Below are 13,348 nucleotides of genomic sequence, written 5' to 3'. Positions count from 1 at the left end.
CTACCAACCGCTTTCCTGTCCCCGCCAGTGCCTCGCCCCACGCGACCACGATCGATACCCCCCCTTCTGCCCCTTCCCCCCCCCCCCCCCCCTTCCCCCCCCCCCCCCCCTCCCCCCCCCCCACCCCCCCCCTCCCCCCCCCCCCCCCCCCCCCCCCCCCCCCCCTTTCCCCCCCCCCCCCCCCACGGTGGGGCCTACGGGTTGACGACGCTGCCGCCGAAGGTGCCGTTCAGCTTGCCGCTCGACGCGAAGGACCAGCCGAGGGCGCCCGCGTAGGAGGAGCACCGGGAGCCGTTCGTACCGGTCCAGAGCTGGGGGCCATGTAGGCAAGGGAAGTCCAGAGATGTGATCACCGAGGGGTCTGGTGGGGGTTATTTCGATGGCGATCGGAATGGCGGCCGCCGCCCGCCGGTTGAGCCTGGTATGAACGAGACTGTGGACAAGACGGACAAGATCCAGCTCGGCGCCATCGGCGTGTGGCGCCATGAGGACACCGGGCCCGGCCTCGCGGTCGAGCTGGAACGCCTGGGCTACGGCACGCTGTGGCTCGGCAACGTGACCGACCCGGACCTGGCCGAGGTCGAGCGCCTGCTCGACGCCACCGACACGCTGGTCCTCGCCACCGGCATCGTGAACATCTGGTCCAACCCGGCCGACCGGGTGGCCCGCTCGTACCGCCGTATCGCCGAGCGACACGCGGACCGCTTCCTGCTGGGCATCGGCGCGGGTCACCCGGAGGCGACCAAGGAGTTCGTACGGCCGTACCAGGCCCTGAACGACTACCTGGACGTCCTCGACGAGGCCGGCGTCCCGGTGGCGCGCCGCGCCCTGGCGGCCCTCGGCCCCCGGGTACTGCGCCTGGCCGCCGACCGCACGGCAGCCGCGCACCCGTACCTCGTCACCCCGGACCACACCCGCCAGGCACGCGAGATCCTCGGCACCGGACCGATCCTGGCCCCCGAGCAGAAGGTGGTCCTGGAGACGGACCGCACCCGGGCCCGAGCCGTCGGCGACGGCACCCTCGGTGCCTACCTGAACCTGTCCAACTACCTGGCCAACCTCCGCCGCCTGGGCTTCGACGACACCGACTTCGCGGACGGCGGCAGCGACCGCCTCTTCGACGCCCTGATCCTGAACGGCGACGCGGCCCGGGTGGCGGAGGGCGTCCGCGCCCACCAGAAGGCGGGCGCCGACCATGTGGCGCTCCAGCTGCTGCACCCCGCGGACACCGACCCGTTGCCGGGGTACCGGGCACTGGCGGAGGCGCTGGGGCTGGCCGGCTGAGGGACGCGGAAGCAGCGGAGCCGCCGCGGGGTGCCGCGTTCCGGCCGTGCCGGCGCAGTCGCGGCATCCGGCCGCGGCGTCTCCGCGAAAACCCGTTGGCGGACCACGGCGGCCACTGCTACTTTTCCGGAGGCCGTGCGAGAGAACGAGGAGGTGGTACCCGTGAACACAGTATCGACATGGGTGCTCTCCTCCGGGGTCACGGTCGGGCGATAGGTCGTCCGGGAGCGCCGCTCTGCGCCTCCCGAAAGGGCACGACCATGCACTTCACTTCCGAACAACGCCTCGACGACGGCGTCCTCGAACGCGAATTCACCCTCGGCGGCGAGATCCCCGGCATCCTGTGGACGCCCGCATCCGCGTCCGCGTCCGCACCGGCGCCGCTGATCCTCCTCGGCCACCCTCCGCTCGGACTGCGCAGGATGTACCCCCGGCTGGCGGGGCGCGCCCAGCAGGCCGCGGCGGACGGCTTCGCCGCGGCCACCATCGAGCTCCCCGGGAGCGGTGACCGGCCCCGTTGGGCCGCCGTCGAGCAGGCCCGCGCCGACCTGCGCCGGGCCATGGAGGCCGGCGAGCCGGTCGGCGACGAGATCATCGACGCACTCGTACTCCCGCTCGTCGAAAAGGCGGTCCCGGAATGGCAGACCGCACTGGACTCCGTCCTGTCGCTGCCCGAGATCGGCGGCTCGGTCGGGTACTCGGGGGGAGTGATGTCCGTCGGCATCCGGCTCGCGGTGGTCGAGCCGCGCATCTCGGCCGCCGTTCTGTTCGCCGGGAGTCTCGTGCCCGCGGCCATGTTCGAGGAGGCCCGGCGGGTCACCATTCCGCTGCACGTCCTGCTGCAGTGGGACGACGAAGGGAACGACCGGCAGGCGTCCCTGGACCTGTTCGACGCCTTCGGCTCCAAGGAGAAGACGCTGCACGCCAACATGGGCGGGCACACCGGCGTCCCGCAGTTCGCGGGGGACCCCGCGGCCCGGTTCTTCGCCCGGCACCTGAAATAAGGCGAGGCGTTCGGGCCGGCAGCGGCCGGTAGGCGGTGCCGGCCGTGACGGCGGGACGTCCGGCGAACAGCCCGCCGGACGGAAGTCCCCGGCCGGCGCCGCCGTTCAGGCCTTGACGACCCGTCCCCGACGCCGCACTGCCGTCGGGGACGGTGTCGCCCGACCCGAACGACCACTGTGCTTCACGGTGCGGGTGAGATCAGGGAGTTCCGCGATCCGGTGGTCCCGCGATTCCGCCTGCCATGCGAGCAGGACAGGTCGGCGGCTTCACTCCGAACCCGGCGTGGGGCCACGTCCACCCCTGGCACCGGCGTCAGCTGGGGAACATCCCGGCGGTCGCGTTGACCCAGGTGCCCGTGAGGGCGGCCCCGGCGTCCGAGGCGAGGAACGTCGCCAGCGCCGCGATGTCCGCGATCCGCGGGGAACGCTTCGTCATCCGCAGCGAGTCCAGATGGGCGCGGATACCGGCTACCGCCGCCTCGTCCATCGCCGGGGCGCCCGCCGCGCTCAGCTTCTCCGGCGTGAGCGTGTCGGTGACCCCGGCGGTCCAGATCCCGCAGACCCGGACGCCGGACGGGCCGACCTCCTGGGCGAGCTGCCGGATCAGCGCGTCGATCGCGCCGTCGGCCGCGCCGGTGCCGCCGAGCATCGGGGTGCCGTTGTGGGAACCGCTGTTCAGGGCGAGGATCACGCCCGAACCCTGCGCGGCCATCCGGCGGGCGGCCGCGCGGGCGGTGATGAACTGGCAGGCGATGCCCCGCGCCACCGGCCGGGTGTAGTCCTCGACCGACATCTCGGTCAGCGGGACGCCCTGGAGGTCTCCGCGCGGTACGAGGTTGAGGGAGACGTCGATCCGGCCCGCCCGCTCGACCACGGCGGACGCGTGCGCCTCGACGGCGGCCTCGTCCTCGGCGTCGACCACGTCGAACTCGGCGCCGGTCCCGGCCGCGGCCTCCCGCAGCGTGGCCTCCGTACGCCCGGCCAGGAACACCCGCGCCCCGGCCCGCGCGTACTCCCGTGCCACCCCGGCCCCGAGCGCACCGGCTCCGCCGTACACGACCGCGACCTTGTCCTTCAGCAACATGACTGGTGAGCTCCGTTCGGCTTCGTGAATGTCCGTCGCTGATAGGACGCGCGGCAGCCGTGAACTCATCGACTCAGAGAGTCATCGGCAGTCCGAAGGCCGGGAACAGATGGGGCTCGAAGGTGGTGATCTCGGCGATCCGGCCGTCCTCGATCCGCAGTACGTCGATGAGCTGGGCGCGGAAGACGCTGGTCCCGGGTCGTTGCAGGTAACCGGCCACGGCGGGCTGGCCGTTGGCGCGTACGGGCAGGTGGCGCCAGTGGCCGGCGAACGTCGGGGACGCCGGGTCGAGGTTGGGGCGGACGAAGCCGAAGAGCGCGTCGCGGGAGGTGAACCAGAACGGGTTCGGGGGCATGGTGAGCACCGCGTCCTCGCGTACGAGGTCGACCATGGCGTCGATGTCGGCGCGGGCGGCGGCCTCCAGGTAGCGCTGGAGCAGGGTCAGGTCCGTGGCGCTGGGTGCGGTCGCCGGGGCCGACCAGTCCTCCCGGCTGCCGGGAAGCGCCTCCCGCAGGGCCGAACGGCCGCGCTGCACCGCGCTGTTGGCCGAGGCCACGCTCGCGCCGAGCAGGTCGGCGGTCTCCTGCGCCGACCAGCCGACGACATCGCGCAGTATCACCGCGGCCCGCTGGCGGGGCGGGAGTTGCTGGATGGCGGTGAGGAAGACCAGTTCGAGGGTCTCACCGGCCACGGCCTGCGCGTCGGGCTCGTGCTGCGGCGCGGCCCGCTCGGGCAACTGGTCGTCGGGGAACGGCTGCAGCCAGGGCATACGGGGAGGCGGGGGACCGTCGCCCGAGTCCATGCCCGGCACGGGTTGGTAGGGGACTGGGCGCCGGTTCTGTCCGCGCAGGAAGTCCAGGCACAGGTTGGTGGCGATCCGGTACAGCCAGGCGCGGGCGTTGTCGACACCGTTCAGGGTCTCCTTGGCCCGCCAGGCCCGCAGGAACGTCTCCTGGGTGAGGTCCTCGGCCTCGTCGTAGGACCCGAGCAGGCGATAGCAGTGCACGCGCAGTTCGCGCCGGTGCCCTTCGACGAGGACGGTGAAGGAGTCGTCCCCCGAGCCCGCCCCGGCCCCGTCGTCGAAAAGCGTCACGGCGACGGGCGTGACGTTTTCCGGCACGGACGTGACGCCTTCCGGCGCGGGGCGCGTGACGATTTCGGCGCCGGCGTTCGTGACGACTTCGAGGTCGGCGGGCGTGACGTTTTCCAGGTCGGGGAGCGTGACGTCTTTCGCGCCGGCGGCCGCGGCCGTGACGCTTGCCGCCTCGTCGGCTTCGACGGCGTCCGGGGTGGGCTCCTGCCCCGCCTCCCGGGCGAGGCGTCGTAGCTGTGCGAAGCGGGTGGTGAGGCCCTCCACGTCCGCGTGGAACGCGGTTCCGGGTGCCAGCCGTACCCGCCCCAGCCGGTCCCCGAGGTCCGAGAGCAGTTCCCTGGCCGGTGGCACGCCGCCGGTCCGGCGTCGTTCCCGGTAGGCCCGCTGGCGGCAGGCCTGGGAGCAGTACGAGGCGGTCCGGCCGGGGCCGCCCCCGCTCTCGATCGGCCGGCCGCAGACGCCGCAACTGCCTTTCATGCCCGGCACCTTATGGCCGGCCCAGCCCCGTGACGAGAAGGGCGACGAGACGGCGGGCGTCGTAGCCGGGATCGTTCTCCGCGCCGATGCAGAGGTTGCCGACGCCGCGCATCAGCTCGATCGCGGCCAGGTCGGTGTGGATCTCGCCGGACTCGGTCGCCGCGTCGAGGAGCCGGGTGCAGACCGGGACCAGGCGGTCCAGGAAGTAGGCGTGGAGGGCGTCGAAGCCCGTCTGGTCGGAGCGCAGGGCCGCGGCGAGGCCGTGCTTGGTGACCAGGAAGTCCACGAAGAGGTCGATCCACCGGCGCAGCGCGTCGTACGGGCTCGGCGCGTCGGCCAGCAGGGCCGGGCCGGCCTCGGCGCAGGCCTCCACCTGGTGCCGGTAGACGGCGATGATCAGGTCCGCGCGGGTCGGGAAGTGCCGGTAGATCGTCGCCGTGCCGACGCCCGCCCGGGTCGCGATGTCGCGTACCGGTGCCTCCACACCCGACGCGACGAACGCCGCCGCGGCCGCTTCCAGCAGGGTCATCTCGTTGCGTCGGGCGTCCGCCCGGCGGGGCCGGACCGCCTGCTCCTCGTCCTTCATCGTGCGTTCCTCATCGTGTGCTCCCTCCGCTGTCACCCTATCGGGGCGTTGCTAAACGGGACATCGTTCCGTATCGTCGAAGACATGAAACGGGACGACGTCCCGCTTGTCCGTAGGTCATGTTGCGTCATGTGAGGAGACTCGGTCATGCAGTACCGCACCTTGGGCCGTACCGGTGTGCAGGTCAGCGCGCTCGCGCTCGGCGCGATGAACTTCGGCGCGATCGGACGCACCACGCAGGAGGAGGCGACGGCACTCGTCGACGCCGCCCTGGACGCCGGGATCAACCTGATCGACACCGCCGACATGTACGGGCAGGGCGAGTCGGAGGAGATGGTCGGCAAGGCGATCGCCGGCCGCCGTGACGACCTCGTGCTGGCCACGAAGGCGGGCATGCCGATGGGTGACGAGCGCAATCACCGCGGCGGTTCACGGCGGTGGCTGGTCACCGAGCTGGAGAACAGCCTGGTCCGGCTCGGCGTCGACCATGTGGACCTCTATCAGATACACCGCTGGGACCCGGCCACGAGTGACGAGGAGACCCTGTCGGCGCTGACCGATCTGCAACGCGCGGGCAAGATCCGCTCCTTCGGTTCCTCGACCTTCCCGGCCTACCGGATCGTGCAGGGCCAGTGGGCGGCGCGCGAGCACCACGTGAGCCGGTATGTCACCGAACAGCCCAGCTACAGCCTCCTCCAGCGCGGCATCGAGGCCCATGTGCTGCCGGTGACGCAGGAGTACGGGATGGGCGTGCTGGCGTGGAGCCCGCTGGCGTCGGGCTGGCTGTCGGGCGCCGTGCGCAAGGGCAGGGACATCACCACCAGCCGGTCCAGGATCCTTCCTGACCGCTTCGACCTCGCTCTGCCCGCCAACCAGGCCCGGCTCGACGCCGTGGAGCGGCTCGCCGCCGTCGCCGAGGAGGCCGGACTGACCCTGGTCCAACTCGCGCTCGGCTTCGTCACCGCGCACCCCGCCGTCACCAGCGCCCTCATCGGCCCCCGTACCCAGGACCACCTGGACTCCCAGCTCGCCGCCGCCGACACCGTGCTCTCCGCCGACGTCCTGGACGCGATCGACGCGATCGTCGCCCCCGGCACCGACCTGGCCGCCCACGAGAAGTACGACACCCCGCCCGCCCTGCTCGACCCGGCACTGCGCCGCCGCTGACCCTCCGGGAGCACCACGATGACCACGGAACCCCGCTTCGGGATCATGACCGCCCCCATGCAGGTGTCGTACGACGACGTCCTGCGGGTCTGGCGGGAGGCGGACGGGATCCCCGAGATCGAGCACGCCTGGCTGTTCGACCACCTCATGCCGATCGGCGGCGATCCCGACGGGCCGATCTACGAGGGCTGGACGCTGCTGTCAGCCCTGGCCGCCCAGACGCGACGCCTGCGCCTCGGTCTCCTGGTGACCAGCAACCGTTTCCGGCCGCCCGCGATACTCGCGAAGATCGCCACGACCGTCGACGTCGTCTCCGGCGGCCGGCTCGACTTCGGCATCGGTGTCGGCTCACGCCCGCATCCGCCCGAGGCCCGCCGCGAGTATCCGGCACACGGCCTGCCCTTCACCCCTCCCGCGCAGGCAGTCGAGAGCCTTGCCGAGGCCTGCGCCCTGATCCGCCGTCTGTGGACGGCCGCCGAACCCTTCGACTTCCACGGCAGCCACCACCAGCTCACCGGGGCCTTCGCCAATCCCAAGCCCGTCCAGCGCCCCCATCCCCCGATCCTGATCGGCGGCCGCTCGGCGGCGACCCTCCGGGTGGCCGCCGAACACGCCGACCTCTGGAACATCCCGGGCGGCGACATCGAGGACTGCGTCAGCCGCAGCGCCCTCCTCGACCGCTACTGCGCGGAGATCGGCCGCGACCCCGCCGAGATCACCCGCTCCATCCATCTCCCCGTCTCCTACGACCACCCGGAGACGACCCGCACCGCGATCGCCGAGGCGCTCGGCGCCGGCTTCCGGCACATCGTCCTGGGCCTGCCGGCCCCGTATCCGGAGGGAGTCGCGCGCTGGGTGGCGGACGAACTCATCAGCAAGGAGGCCTGACACCTACGGGCAAGAGGCGTAGCCCCCGTCCCCCTCTCCTCACCTCTCCTCACCCGCTCCCCTCACCGAACCGTGCGATCGCCGTCAGGACCGCCTCGCTCATCGCGGGACTGCCGGTGTGGCCGGAGTCGTCGATCACCTTCAGCTCCGCGTCCGGCCAGGCTTTGGCCAGCTCCCACGCGGTCTTGAGCGGGCTGCCCAGGTCGAGCCGGCCATGGATCAGCACCCCCGGGATTCCCGCCAACCGGTGGGCGTCCTGGAGTAGTTGGCCGTCCTTCAGCCAGGCGTCATGGGCGAAGTAGTGCGCGCAGATCCGGACGAAGGCCATCAGCGAGTCGTCGGGCCGGTCGCTGTAGGCGCCGGGCCTGCCCAGTACCTCGTGGGCGATGACGGCGTCCTCCCAGGTGCACCAGTCACGGGCCGCCTTGACCCGGATCGCGTCGTCGGGACTGTTCAGCAGCCTGTTGTAGGCGGTGACGAGGTTGCCGGCGCGGTCCGCGGCGGGCAGGGCGTCGCGGAAGGCCTCCCAGGGGCCGGGCAGCAGGCGGCCGACGCCGTGGTAGAGCCAGTCGGTCTCCTCCGGGCGGGTCATGGTGACACCGGCGATGACGATTCCGGAGACCCGCTCCGGGTGGCGTTCGGCGTAGGCGAGGATGAGCGTGGAGCCCCAGGAGCCACCGTAGAGGAGCCAGCTCTCGACGCCGAGGTGTTCCCGCAGCCGCTCCATGTCGGCGACGAGATGGTCGGTGGTGTTGTGGGCGAGGCTGACGGCGGGGTCGGAGGCGTGCGGCCGGCTCTCACCGCAGCCGCGCTGATCGAAGAGGACGATCCGGTAGACCTCGGGGTCGAACAGCCTGCGGTTGCGGCGGCCCCCGCCGCTGCCGGGACCGCCGTGCACGCACAGGGCGGGCTTCCCCTCCGGGTTGCCGGCGGTCTCCCAGTAGATCCGCTGGCCGTCACCGACGTCGAGGAGCCCATGGGCATACGGCTCGATGGGCGGGAACTGCTCGGGCATGATGATCTCCCCTCCAAGGCTGTGCGGGAACAGCCCTATTCCACACCGGAGTTGGCCGGGGACATCGCGAGGAGCCGGAGCACTGGTTCGGGCATTCGTCGCCACGGACGGGAGAAGGCCGTCACGGGCGGGAGAAGGCCGTCACGGGCGGGAGAAGGCCGTCACGGGCGGGAGAAGAGAGGAAACGCCGGGCCAGAGGGCCGCGGTTTCGGTCGGCGTCGCCGCGCACGCACATGGGCCGTTCGCCGGGCAGGCCGCACCCGCCGTGCGCCAGGCGTGTCGTAAGGGCGGCTCGCGGGAGCGCCGTACCCGCCGTTTCGGCCGGGCGTGTCCTGGCGGTTGCCGGCCATGCCTGTCGTACCGGTTGTCGCCGGGCAGCTCCGCGACGACAACCGGCCGAGCGGGCCGTACCGGGATTGTGCGGTGCGCGGCTCGCTGCTGAACCGTCGGCCGCTTCTACCGGAGTCCGGTCCGCTCAAGAGCCGGGTGCCACGCCTGAGGCTTTCCAACCCGCGAACCGCGCAGTACTCGCGGTCGCCCGGAAGGTGTCACCAGCCGAGGGCGTCCTCGTCGGCTCGCGCCTCCCGGGGCGGCGTGACCGGGCGCGGGTCATGGCAGGTGAAGCCGAGGCGGGTCAGTGCGCGGCGCATTTCGAGCGACGTGAAGTCACGGCGGTTCTGCCGGGTGATCACTTCGCCGACCTGCATCACGGGGTAGACGCGGCCGTCGATGGTCACGCCGACACCGGTGACGGGTTCGGGCGTGTGGCTGCTCATCGACTGTTCGACCTCGCTCTTCGTCAGGTCGAAGGGGAAACGGGCGATGACAACACGCATGGATGCCTCCTCAGTGGGCGACCGCGGGGCGCGGTGGGGACGGGGGTTCGGACGGCGGTCAGGGGATGCGGGCGAGAACGCCCGGGGTGTGTCCGTGTTCGTCGATCACGGGGGACACGTCCGGGGTGCGGTCCGGCGTCGGGGAGAACGGGACGGGCGTCGGCTCGGCCTGTCCGCCGGGAGCGCATCCTCGTGCTCCGGCGGTGTGCTGGTCCTCCTCCGGTTACGAGTCGGACCTTGAGGTGGTACGGCGTGTTCGGGCGGCCGACGACCGGCCTCCGCGGCCACGGCCCCGGCCGCGGCCGGCGGAGCGCGTGCCCTCGCGTGGCGTGTCGGCGGTCGGTGCGGTCACGGTGACGGGCACACCCGAGGGGGTGCGGGCGCCGGTGATGCGATGCAGTTCGGCCTCACCGGGACGGACCTGGACGGCTTGCGCGGTGATCCCGGCGTCCGTCATCAGGCGGTCCACGGCCCGCCGTTGGTGCGGCAGGACGAGGGTGACGACGGTGCCGGTCTCGCCGGCGCGGGCGGTGCGGCCGCCACGGTGCAGGTAGTCCTTGTGGTCGGCGGGCGGGTCGACGTTGACGACGAGGTCGAGACCGTCGACGTGGATACCGCGGGCGGCGACGTTGGTGGCGACGAGGACCGAGACGTGGCCGTCCTTGAACTGGGCGAGGGTCCGGGTGCGCTGCGACTGGGACTTGCCGCCGTGCAGGGCCGAGGCCCGCACGCCGACGGCGAGCAGCCGCTTGGCGAGCCGGTCCACCGCGTGCTTGGTGTCCAGGAACATCAGCACGCGTCCGTCCCGGGCGGCGATCTCGGTGGCGGCGGTCTCCTTGTCGGCGTCGCGCACATGCAGCAGGTGGTGCTCCATGGTGGTGACCGCGCCCGCGGACGGGTCGACCGAGTGCACGACGGGGTCGTGGAGGTAGCGGCGCACCAGGAGGTCGATGTTCCGGTCGAGGGTGGCCGAGAACAGCAACCGCTGGCCGCGGTCGGGGACTTGGTCGAGGAGCGCGGTCACCTGCGGCATGAAGCCCATGTCGGCCATCTGGTCGGCCTCGTCGAGGACGGTGATGTTGACCTGGTCCACCCGGCAGGCGTCTCGCTCGATGAGGTCCCGGAGGCGGCCGGGGGTCGCGACCACGACCTCGGCGCCGGCCCGCAGATCGCTGATCTGGCGGCCGATCGACATGCCGCCGACCACGGTGGCGAGCCGCAGCCGCAGGGCGCGGGCGTAGGGGGTGAGCGCGTCGGTGACCTGCTGGGCCAGCTCGCGGGTGGGCACGAGGATGAGGGCGAGCGGCTGCTTGGGCTGGGCGCGCTGCCCGTCCAGGCGGGCCAGCAGCGGCAGGCCGAAGGCGAGCGTCTTGCCCGAGCCGGTGCGGCCCCGGCCCAGGACGTCCCGGCCGGCCAGCGCGTTCGGCAGGGTGGCCGCCTGGATCGGGAAGGGGACGGTCACGCCTTCGGTGCGGAGGGCGGACAGCAGCCGTTCGGGCATGTCCAGTTCGGCGAACGTCTCGACGGCGGGCAGCGGCTCGGTGAGCGTGACCGGCAGCGCGAACTCCTGGCGGCCGGGGGCGGAGCGTTGGCCGCCCTTGCGCCCGGTGCCCTGCCGGGGGCCCTGGTGGCCCGATCCCTGTGAACGGAAGCGGCTGCCGGGGGTGGAGCCTGTGGAGCGGGTGGTGGTGCGGTCCGTGCGGTGGTGACCGGAACTGCCGCCAGTGCGGCGGGTGCGGTTCAAGAAGGAACCTTCCTCGATGCGGCGTATCGAGGAATTCCGGCCGGCGGACGGGTTAACCGCGCGAGGAATCACAAGAATGAGCCGGAGAAAAACAGAGAAAAGCTGGGGCCCGCACCCCAAGAGCGCGGGCCCCAGCCTCAAATCGTGCGAGCTAGTGGCTCGCCACGGTTCGCGTCAGCTTCAGGCGGGAACGATGTTCTCGGCCTGCGGGCCCTTCTGGCCCTGCGTGACGTCGAAGGTCACCTTCTGGCCTTCCTGAAGCTCGCGGAAGCCCTGGGTGGCGATGTTCGAGTAGTGGGCGAAGACGTCGGGGCCGCCACCCTCCTGCTCGATGAAGCCGAAGCCCTTTTCCGCGTTGAACCACTTCACGGTGCCAGATGCCATATTGAATCTCCCTTGAGGGGCAGTGCCGGACTCCGCACTTTACGAAGCCGAGTCGCCGCGATGATCACCCCTCCGGAATGATCCGGAAAGCTTTACAAAGAAAAAATTTCTCTGGCAACCAAAACTGCAACTGCTATCACGCTAACACAGGTGGGCTGTAAGCGGCCATGTGTTTTCGGAGCCGCACGGTAATTCTAGTGCCGCGGTCGCCCATATTTCTGTACTGGCGGGACTAGATATCCGTGCCGCCTTCGTCGAGCTTCCGGCCTGTCTCCTGGTTCAGCCGCAGGGCGTCCGCGAGCTGGTTCTCCAGGGAGATGATCCGGCACGCGGCCTCGACGGGGGTGCCCTGGTCGACCAGCTCCCGGGCGCGCGCGGCGATGCGCAGCTGACGGCGGGAGTACCTGCGGTGACCTCCTTCCGAACGCCGGGGGGCGATCAGTCCGGTCTCGCCGACGGACCGGAGGAAGGCGGGCGTTGTACCGAGAACGGCGGCGGCCCGTCCCATGGTGTAGGCGGGGTAGTCGTCATCGTCGAGGTTGTCGGCGACAGGGGCGTTCTCAGCGGGCATGACACCTTCGTTTCGGGGACGCGGCGGGGGACCCGGGCGGGCCTGGCGCCGTCTCCGAGGGATTCGGCGCCATCCGCGTCACACGGCAACCCTAACTCCGGCAGCCTCGGAGATGTGGCTCCGCCGTGACAGATTTCTGTTTGCCGTCGAGCCTTTGCACCGTGGGGTGGTCGGCCCCCGCCCGGCGCATGATCAGTCCGTTCGGCGTACCGCCCGTGCCGCGACGGCGGGGCCGCGCGGCGGTGGGTTCACGCGCGGCCACCGGATCGTCGGGATCCGGACGGCGGGCAGGATGCCGACGTCGGTGATCCGTCCCCGTCGGCCGGGTCAGGCTCCGGTGCCGAGCAGGTCGTAGGCGGCGACCCACAGGGTGTAGGGGTTGGCGAGGTCGGGGTAGGCGGCCGTCAGCCGGTCGATCAGCTCGGCCGGCGCGGAGCTGCGTGCCAGCGCCGCCTCGAAGTCGGCCAGGTAGCGGCGGCTCTCGTCGAGCTGGCGACGGGCGTCGTCGTCGGGGGCCGAGGGGTCGCGGTGGCCGGCGATCAGGGTGTCGGCCGCCAGCGCCGCGACGGTGTCCAGCGCCCGCGCCCAGTCGGCCCGGGACTCGGGGGTGGAGCCCGCCAGCCACATGTGGGTCAGGTTGTAGACGACGTCACCGGAGACGACCAGGCTCAGCTCGGGGACGTGGACGACGCTGGAGTGCCCGGTGTCGGTGGTGCCGACCGGGATCACCGTGGCCGTCGCGGCTCCGACCGGGATCGTGGTGCCCGCCAGGGGGCCGGGCGCGACGGGCTCGCCGGTCAGCCCACCGGGGAAGAAACCGCCCCAGACCTTCAGATAGTCCGGCGAGATCTGCTCCCGCATCGCGGGGACGGAGTCCGCCAGGGCCACCGGCCTGGCCCGCGGGAACGCCGTGAGGATCTCCTGCAGCCCGAGGAAGTGGTCGGCGTGCGGATGGGTGATGTAGACGTGGTCGGGCTCGCGGTCGTGGGACCTCACCCACTCGGCCAGCTCCCGCCCCTCCCGCACGGTGATCAGGCAGTCGACCAGCAGGGCGCCCTCGTCGTCACTGATCAGGGTCGAGGTGCTCGGCGGCCAGGTCGCCGGCCCCACCGCCTCCTCGAATCCCGGCACCGCACTCGGGATCGGCTTGGGACCCACTACGAACACGTCGAAGTCAAGGCTCATCACCACATGATCGACCCCGAAACGGCCACG

13 protein-coding genes and 1 pseudogene are annotated in these 13,348 nt (G+C 71.8%); 4 read left to right on the top strand and 10 right to left on the bottom strand.

Annotation, left to right across the window (positions count from 1 at the left end; genetic code table 11):
- Nucleotides 1–194: 194 nt before the first annotated feature.
- Nucleotides 195–314: pseudogene (locus tag ACZ5K7_RS44195) on the bottom strand (right-handed parallel beta-helix repeat-containing protein); the annotation flags it as partial.
- A gap of 109 nt (nt 315–423) precedes the next feature.
- On the opposite strand from ACZ5K7_RS44195, the gene ACZ5K7_RS44190 reads away from it, so the two are divergent.
- Together ACZ5K7_RS44190 and ACZ5K7_RS44185 are read left to right on the top strand one after the other, a co-directional pair.
- A complete protein-coding gene (locus ACZ5K7_RS44190; protein ID WP_468923406.1) occupies nt 424–1,284 on the top strand; it encodes an LLM class F420-dependent oxidoreductase in 861 nt (286 codons plus the stop codon).
- A gap of 260 nt (nt 1,285–1,544) precedes the next feature.
- Nucleotides 1,545–2,288 carry an alpha/beta hydrolase gene (locus ACZ5K7_RS44185; RefSeq protein WP_468923403.1) on the top strand — a complete coding sequence of 248 codons (744 nt, stop codon included), beginning with the start codon at nt 1,545–1,547 and terminating at the stop codon, nt 2,286–2,288.
- Nucleotides 2,289–2,601: 313 nt separating this feature from the next.
- On the opposite strand, the gene ACZ5K7_RS44180 is transcribed toward ACZ5K7_RS44185, so the two are convergent.
- From ACZ5K7_RS44180 to ACZ5K7_RS44170, 3 genes are all read right to left on the bottom strand, one after another.
- On the bottom strand, nt 2,602–3,372 hold the full coding sequence (locus ACZ5K7_RS44180) for an SDR family NAD(P)-dependent oxidoreductase (protein WP_351696210.1): 771 nt from the start codon (nt 3,370–3,372) through the stop codon (nt 2,602–2,604).
- Between the two features lie 73 nt (nt 3,373–3,445).
- Nucleotides 3,446–4,942, bottom strand: coding sequence for an RNA polymerase subunit sigma-70 (locus tag ACZ5K7_RS44175; protein WP_468923398.1), 1,497 nt, complete (start codon nt 4,940–4,942; stop codon nt 3,446–3,448).
- 10 nt (nt 4,943–4,952) lie between these two features.
- On the bottom strand, nt 4,953–5,528 hold the full coding sequence (locus ACZ5K7_RS44170) for a TetR/AcrR family transcriptional regulator (protein WP_351696214.1): 576 nt from the start codon (nt 5,526–5,528) through the stop codon (nt 4,953–4,955).
- A gap of 147 nt (nt 5,529–5,675) precedes the next feature.
- Between ACZ5K7_RS44170 and ACZ5K7_RS44165 the strand changes: the two genes are divergently transcribed.
- Nucleotides 5,676–6,695 carry an aldo/keto reductase gene (locus ACZ5K7_RS44165; protein ID WP_468923394.1) on the top strand — a complete coding sequence of 340 codons (1,020 nt, stop codon included), beginning with the start codon at nt 5,676–5,678 and terminating at the stop codon, nt 6,693–6,695.
- A gap of 18 nt (nt 6,696–6,713) precedes the next feature.
- A complete protein-coding gene (locus ACZ5K7_RS44160) occupies nt 6,714–7,583 on the top strand; it encodes an LLM class flavin-dependent oxidoreductase (protein WP_468923392.1) in 870 nt (289 codons plus the stop codon).
- A 49-nt stretch (nt 7,584–7,632) separates the two neighbouring features.
- On the opposite strand, the gene pip is transcribed toward ACZ5K7_RS44160, so the two are convergent.
- From pip to ACZ5K7_RS44130, 6 genes are all read right to left on the bottom strand, one after another.
- The gene (gene pip, locus ACZ5K7_RS44155) at nt 7,633–8,598 is read right to left on the bottom strand and encodes a prolyl aminopeptidase (protein ID WP_468923389.1); all 966 of its coding nucleotides are present in this window, start codon (nt 8,596–8,598) and stop codon (nt 7,633–7,635) included.
- A gap of 548 nt (nt 8,599–9,146) precedes the next feature.
- Nucleotides 9,147–9,434: an SCO5918 family protein gene (locus ACZ5K7_RS44150; RefSeq protein WP_351696222.1), complete on the bottom strand. Its 288-nt coding sequence runs from the start codon at nt 9,432–9,434 to the stop codon at nt 9,147–9,149.
- Nucleotides 9,435–9,657: 223 nt separating this feature from the next.
- Nucleotides 9,658–11,178: a DEAD/DEAH box helicase gene (locus ACZ5K7_RS44145; RefSeq protein WP_468923386.1), complete on the bottom strand. Its 1,521-nt coding sequence runs from the start codon at nt 11,176–11,178 to the stop codon at nt 9,658–9,660.
- A 180-nt stretch (nt 11,179–11,358) separates the two neighbouring features.
- Entirely contained in the window at nt 11,359–11,562 is a 204-nt protein-coding gene (locus ACZ5K7_RS44140) for a cold-shock protein (protein ID WP_031482971.1), read from the bottom strand.
- A gap of 232 nt (nt 11,563–11,794) precedes the next feature.
- Nucleotides 11,795–12,133 (bottom strand): helix-turn-helix domain-containing protein, encoded by a 339-nt coding sequence (locus ACZ5K7_RS44135; protein ID WP_468923383.1) that lies wholly within the window; start codon nt 12,131–12,133, stop codon nt 11,795–11,797.
- Between the two features lie 327 nt (nt 12,134–12,460).
- A complete protein-coding gene (locus ACZ5K7_RS44130) occupies nt 12,461–13,318 on the bottom strand; it encodes an MBL fold metallo-hydrolase (RefSeq protein WP_468923380.1) in 858 nt (285 codons plus the stop codon).
- Nucleotides 13,319–13,348: the final 30 nt, after the last annotated feature.

The organism is Streptomyces sp. NPDC031497, assembly GCF_055580905.1.
The sequence above is the reverse complement of the archived record's forward strand: the minus strand, read 5'-3'. Positions and strand labels throughout refer to the sequence as shown.

Bases quoted from the DNA above. Each gene is read 5' to 3' on its own strand.
- ACZ5K7_RS44190 (WP_468923406.1), top strand. From the start codon at position 424: ATGAACGAGACTGTGGACAAGACGGACAAGATCCAGCTCGGCGCCATC.
- ACZ5K7_RS44185 (WP_468923403.1), top strand. From the start codon at position 1,545: ATGCACTTCACTTCCGAACAACGCCTCGACGACGGCGTCCTCGAACGC.
- ACZ5K7_RS44180 (WP_351696210.1), bottom strand. From the start codon at position 3,372: ATGTTGCTGAAGGACAAGGTCGCGGTCGTGTACGGCGGAGCCGGTGCG.
- ACZ5K7_RS44175 (WP_468923398.1), bottom strand. From the start codon at position 4,942: ATGAAAGGCAGTTGCGGCGTCTGCGGCCGGCCGATCGAGAGCGGGGGC.
- ACZ5K7_RS44170 (WP_351696214.1), bottom strand. From the start codon at position 5,528: ATGAAGGACGAGGAGCAGGCGGTCCGGCCCCGCCGGGCGGACGCCCGA.
- ACZ5K7_RS44165 (WP_468923394.1), top strand. From the start codon at position 5,676: ATGCAGTACCGCACCTTGGGCCGTACCGGTGTGCAGGTCAGCGCGCTC.
- ACZ5K7_RS44160 (WP_468923392.1), top strand. From the start codon at position 6,714: ATGACCACGGAACCCCGCTTCGGGATCATGACCGCCCCCATGCAGGTG.
- pip (WP_468923389.1), bottom strand. From the start codon at position 8,598: ATGCCCGAGCAGTTCCCGCCCATCGAGCCGTATGCCCATGGGCTCCTC.
- ACZ5K7_RS44150 (WP_351696222.1), bottom strand. From the start codon at position 9,434: ATGCGTGTTGTCATCGCCCGTTTCCCCTTCGACCTGACGAAGAGCGAG.
- ACZ5K7_RS44140 (WP_031482971.1), bottom strand. From the start codon at position 11,562: ATGGCATCTGGCACCGTGAAGTGGTTCAACGCGGAAAAGGGCTTCGGC.
- ACZ5K7_RS44135 (WP_468923383.1), bottom strand. From the start codon at position 12,133: ATGCCCGCTGAGAACGCCCCTGTCGCCGACAACCTCGACGATGACGAC.
- ACZ5K7_RS44130 (WP_468923380.1), bottom strand. From the start codon at position 13,318: ATGAGCCTTGACTTCGACGTGTTCGTAGTGGGTCCCAAGCCGATCCCG.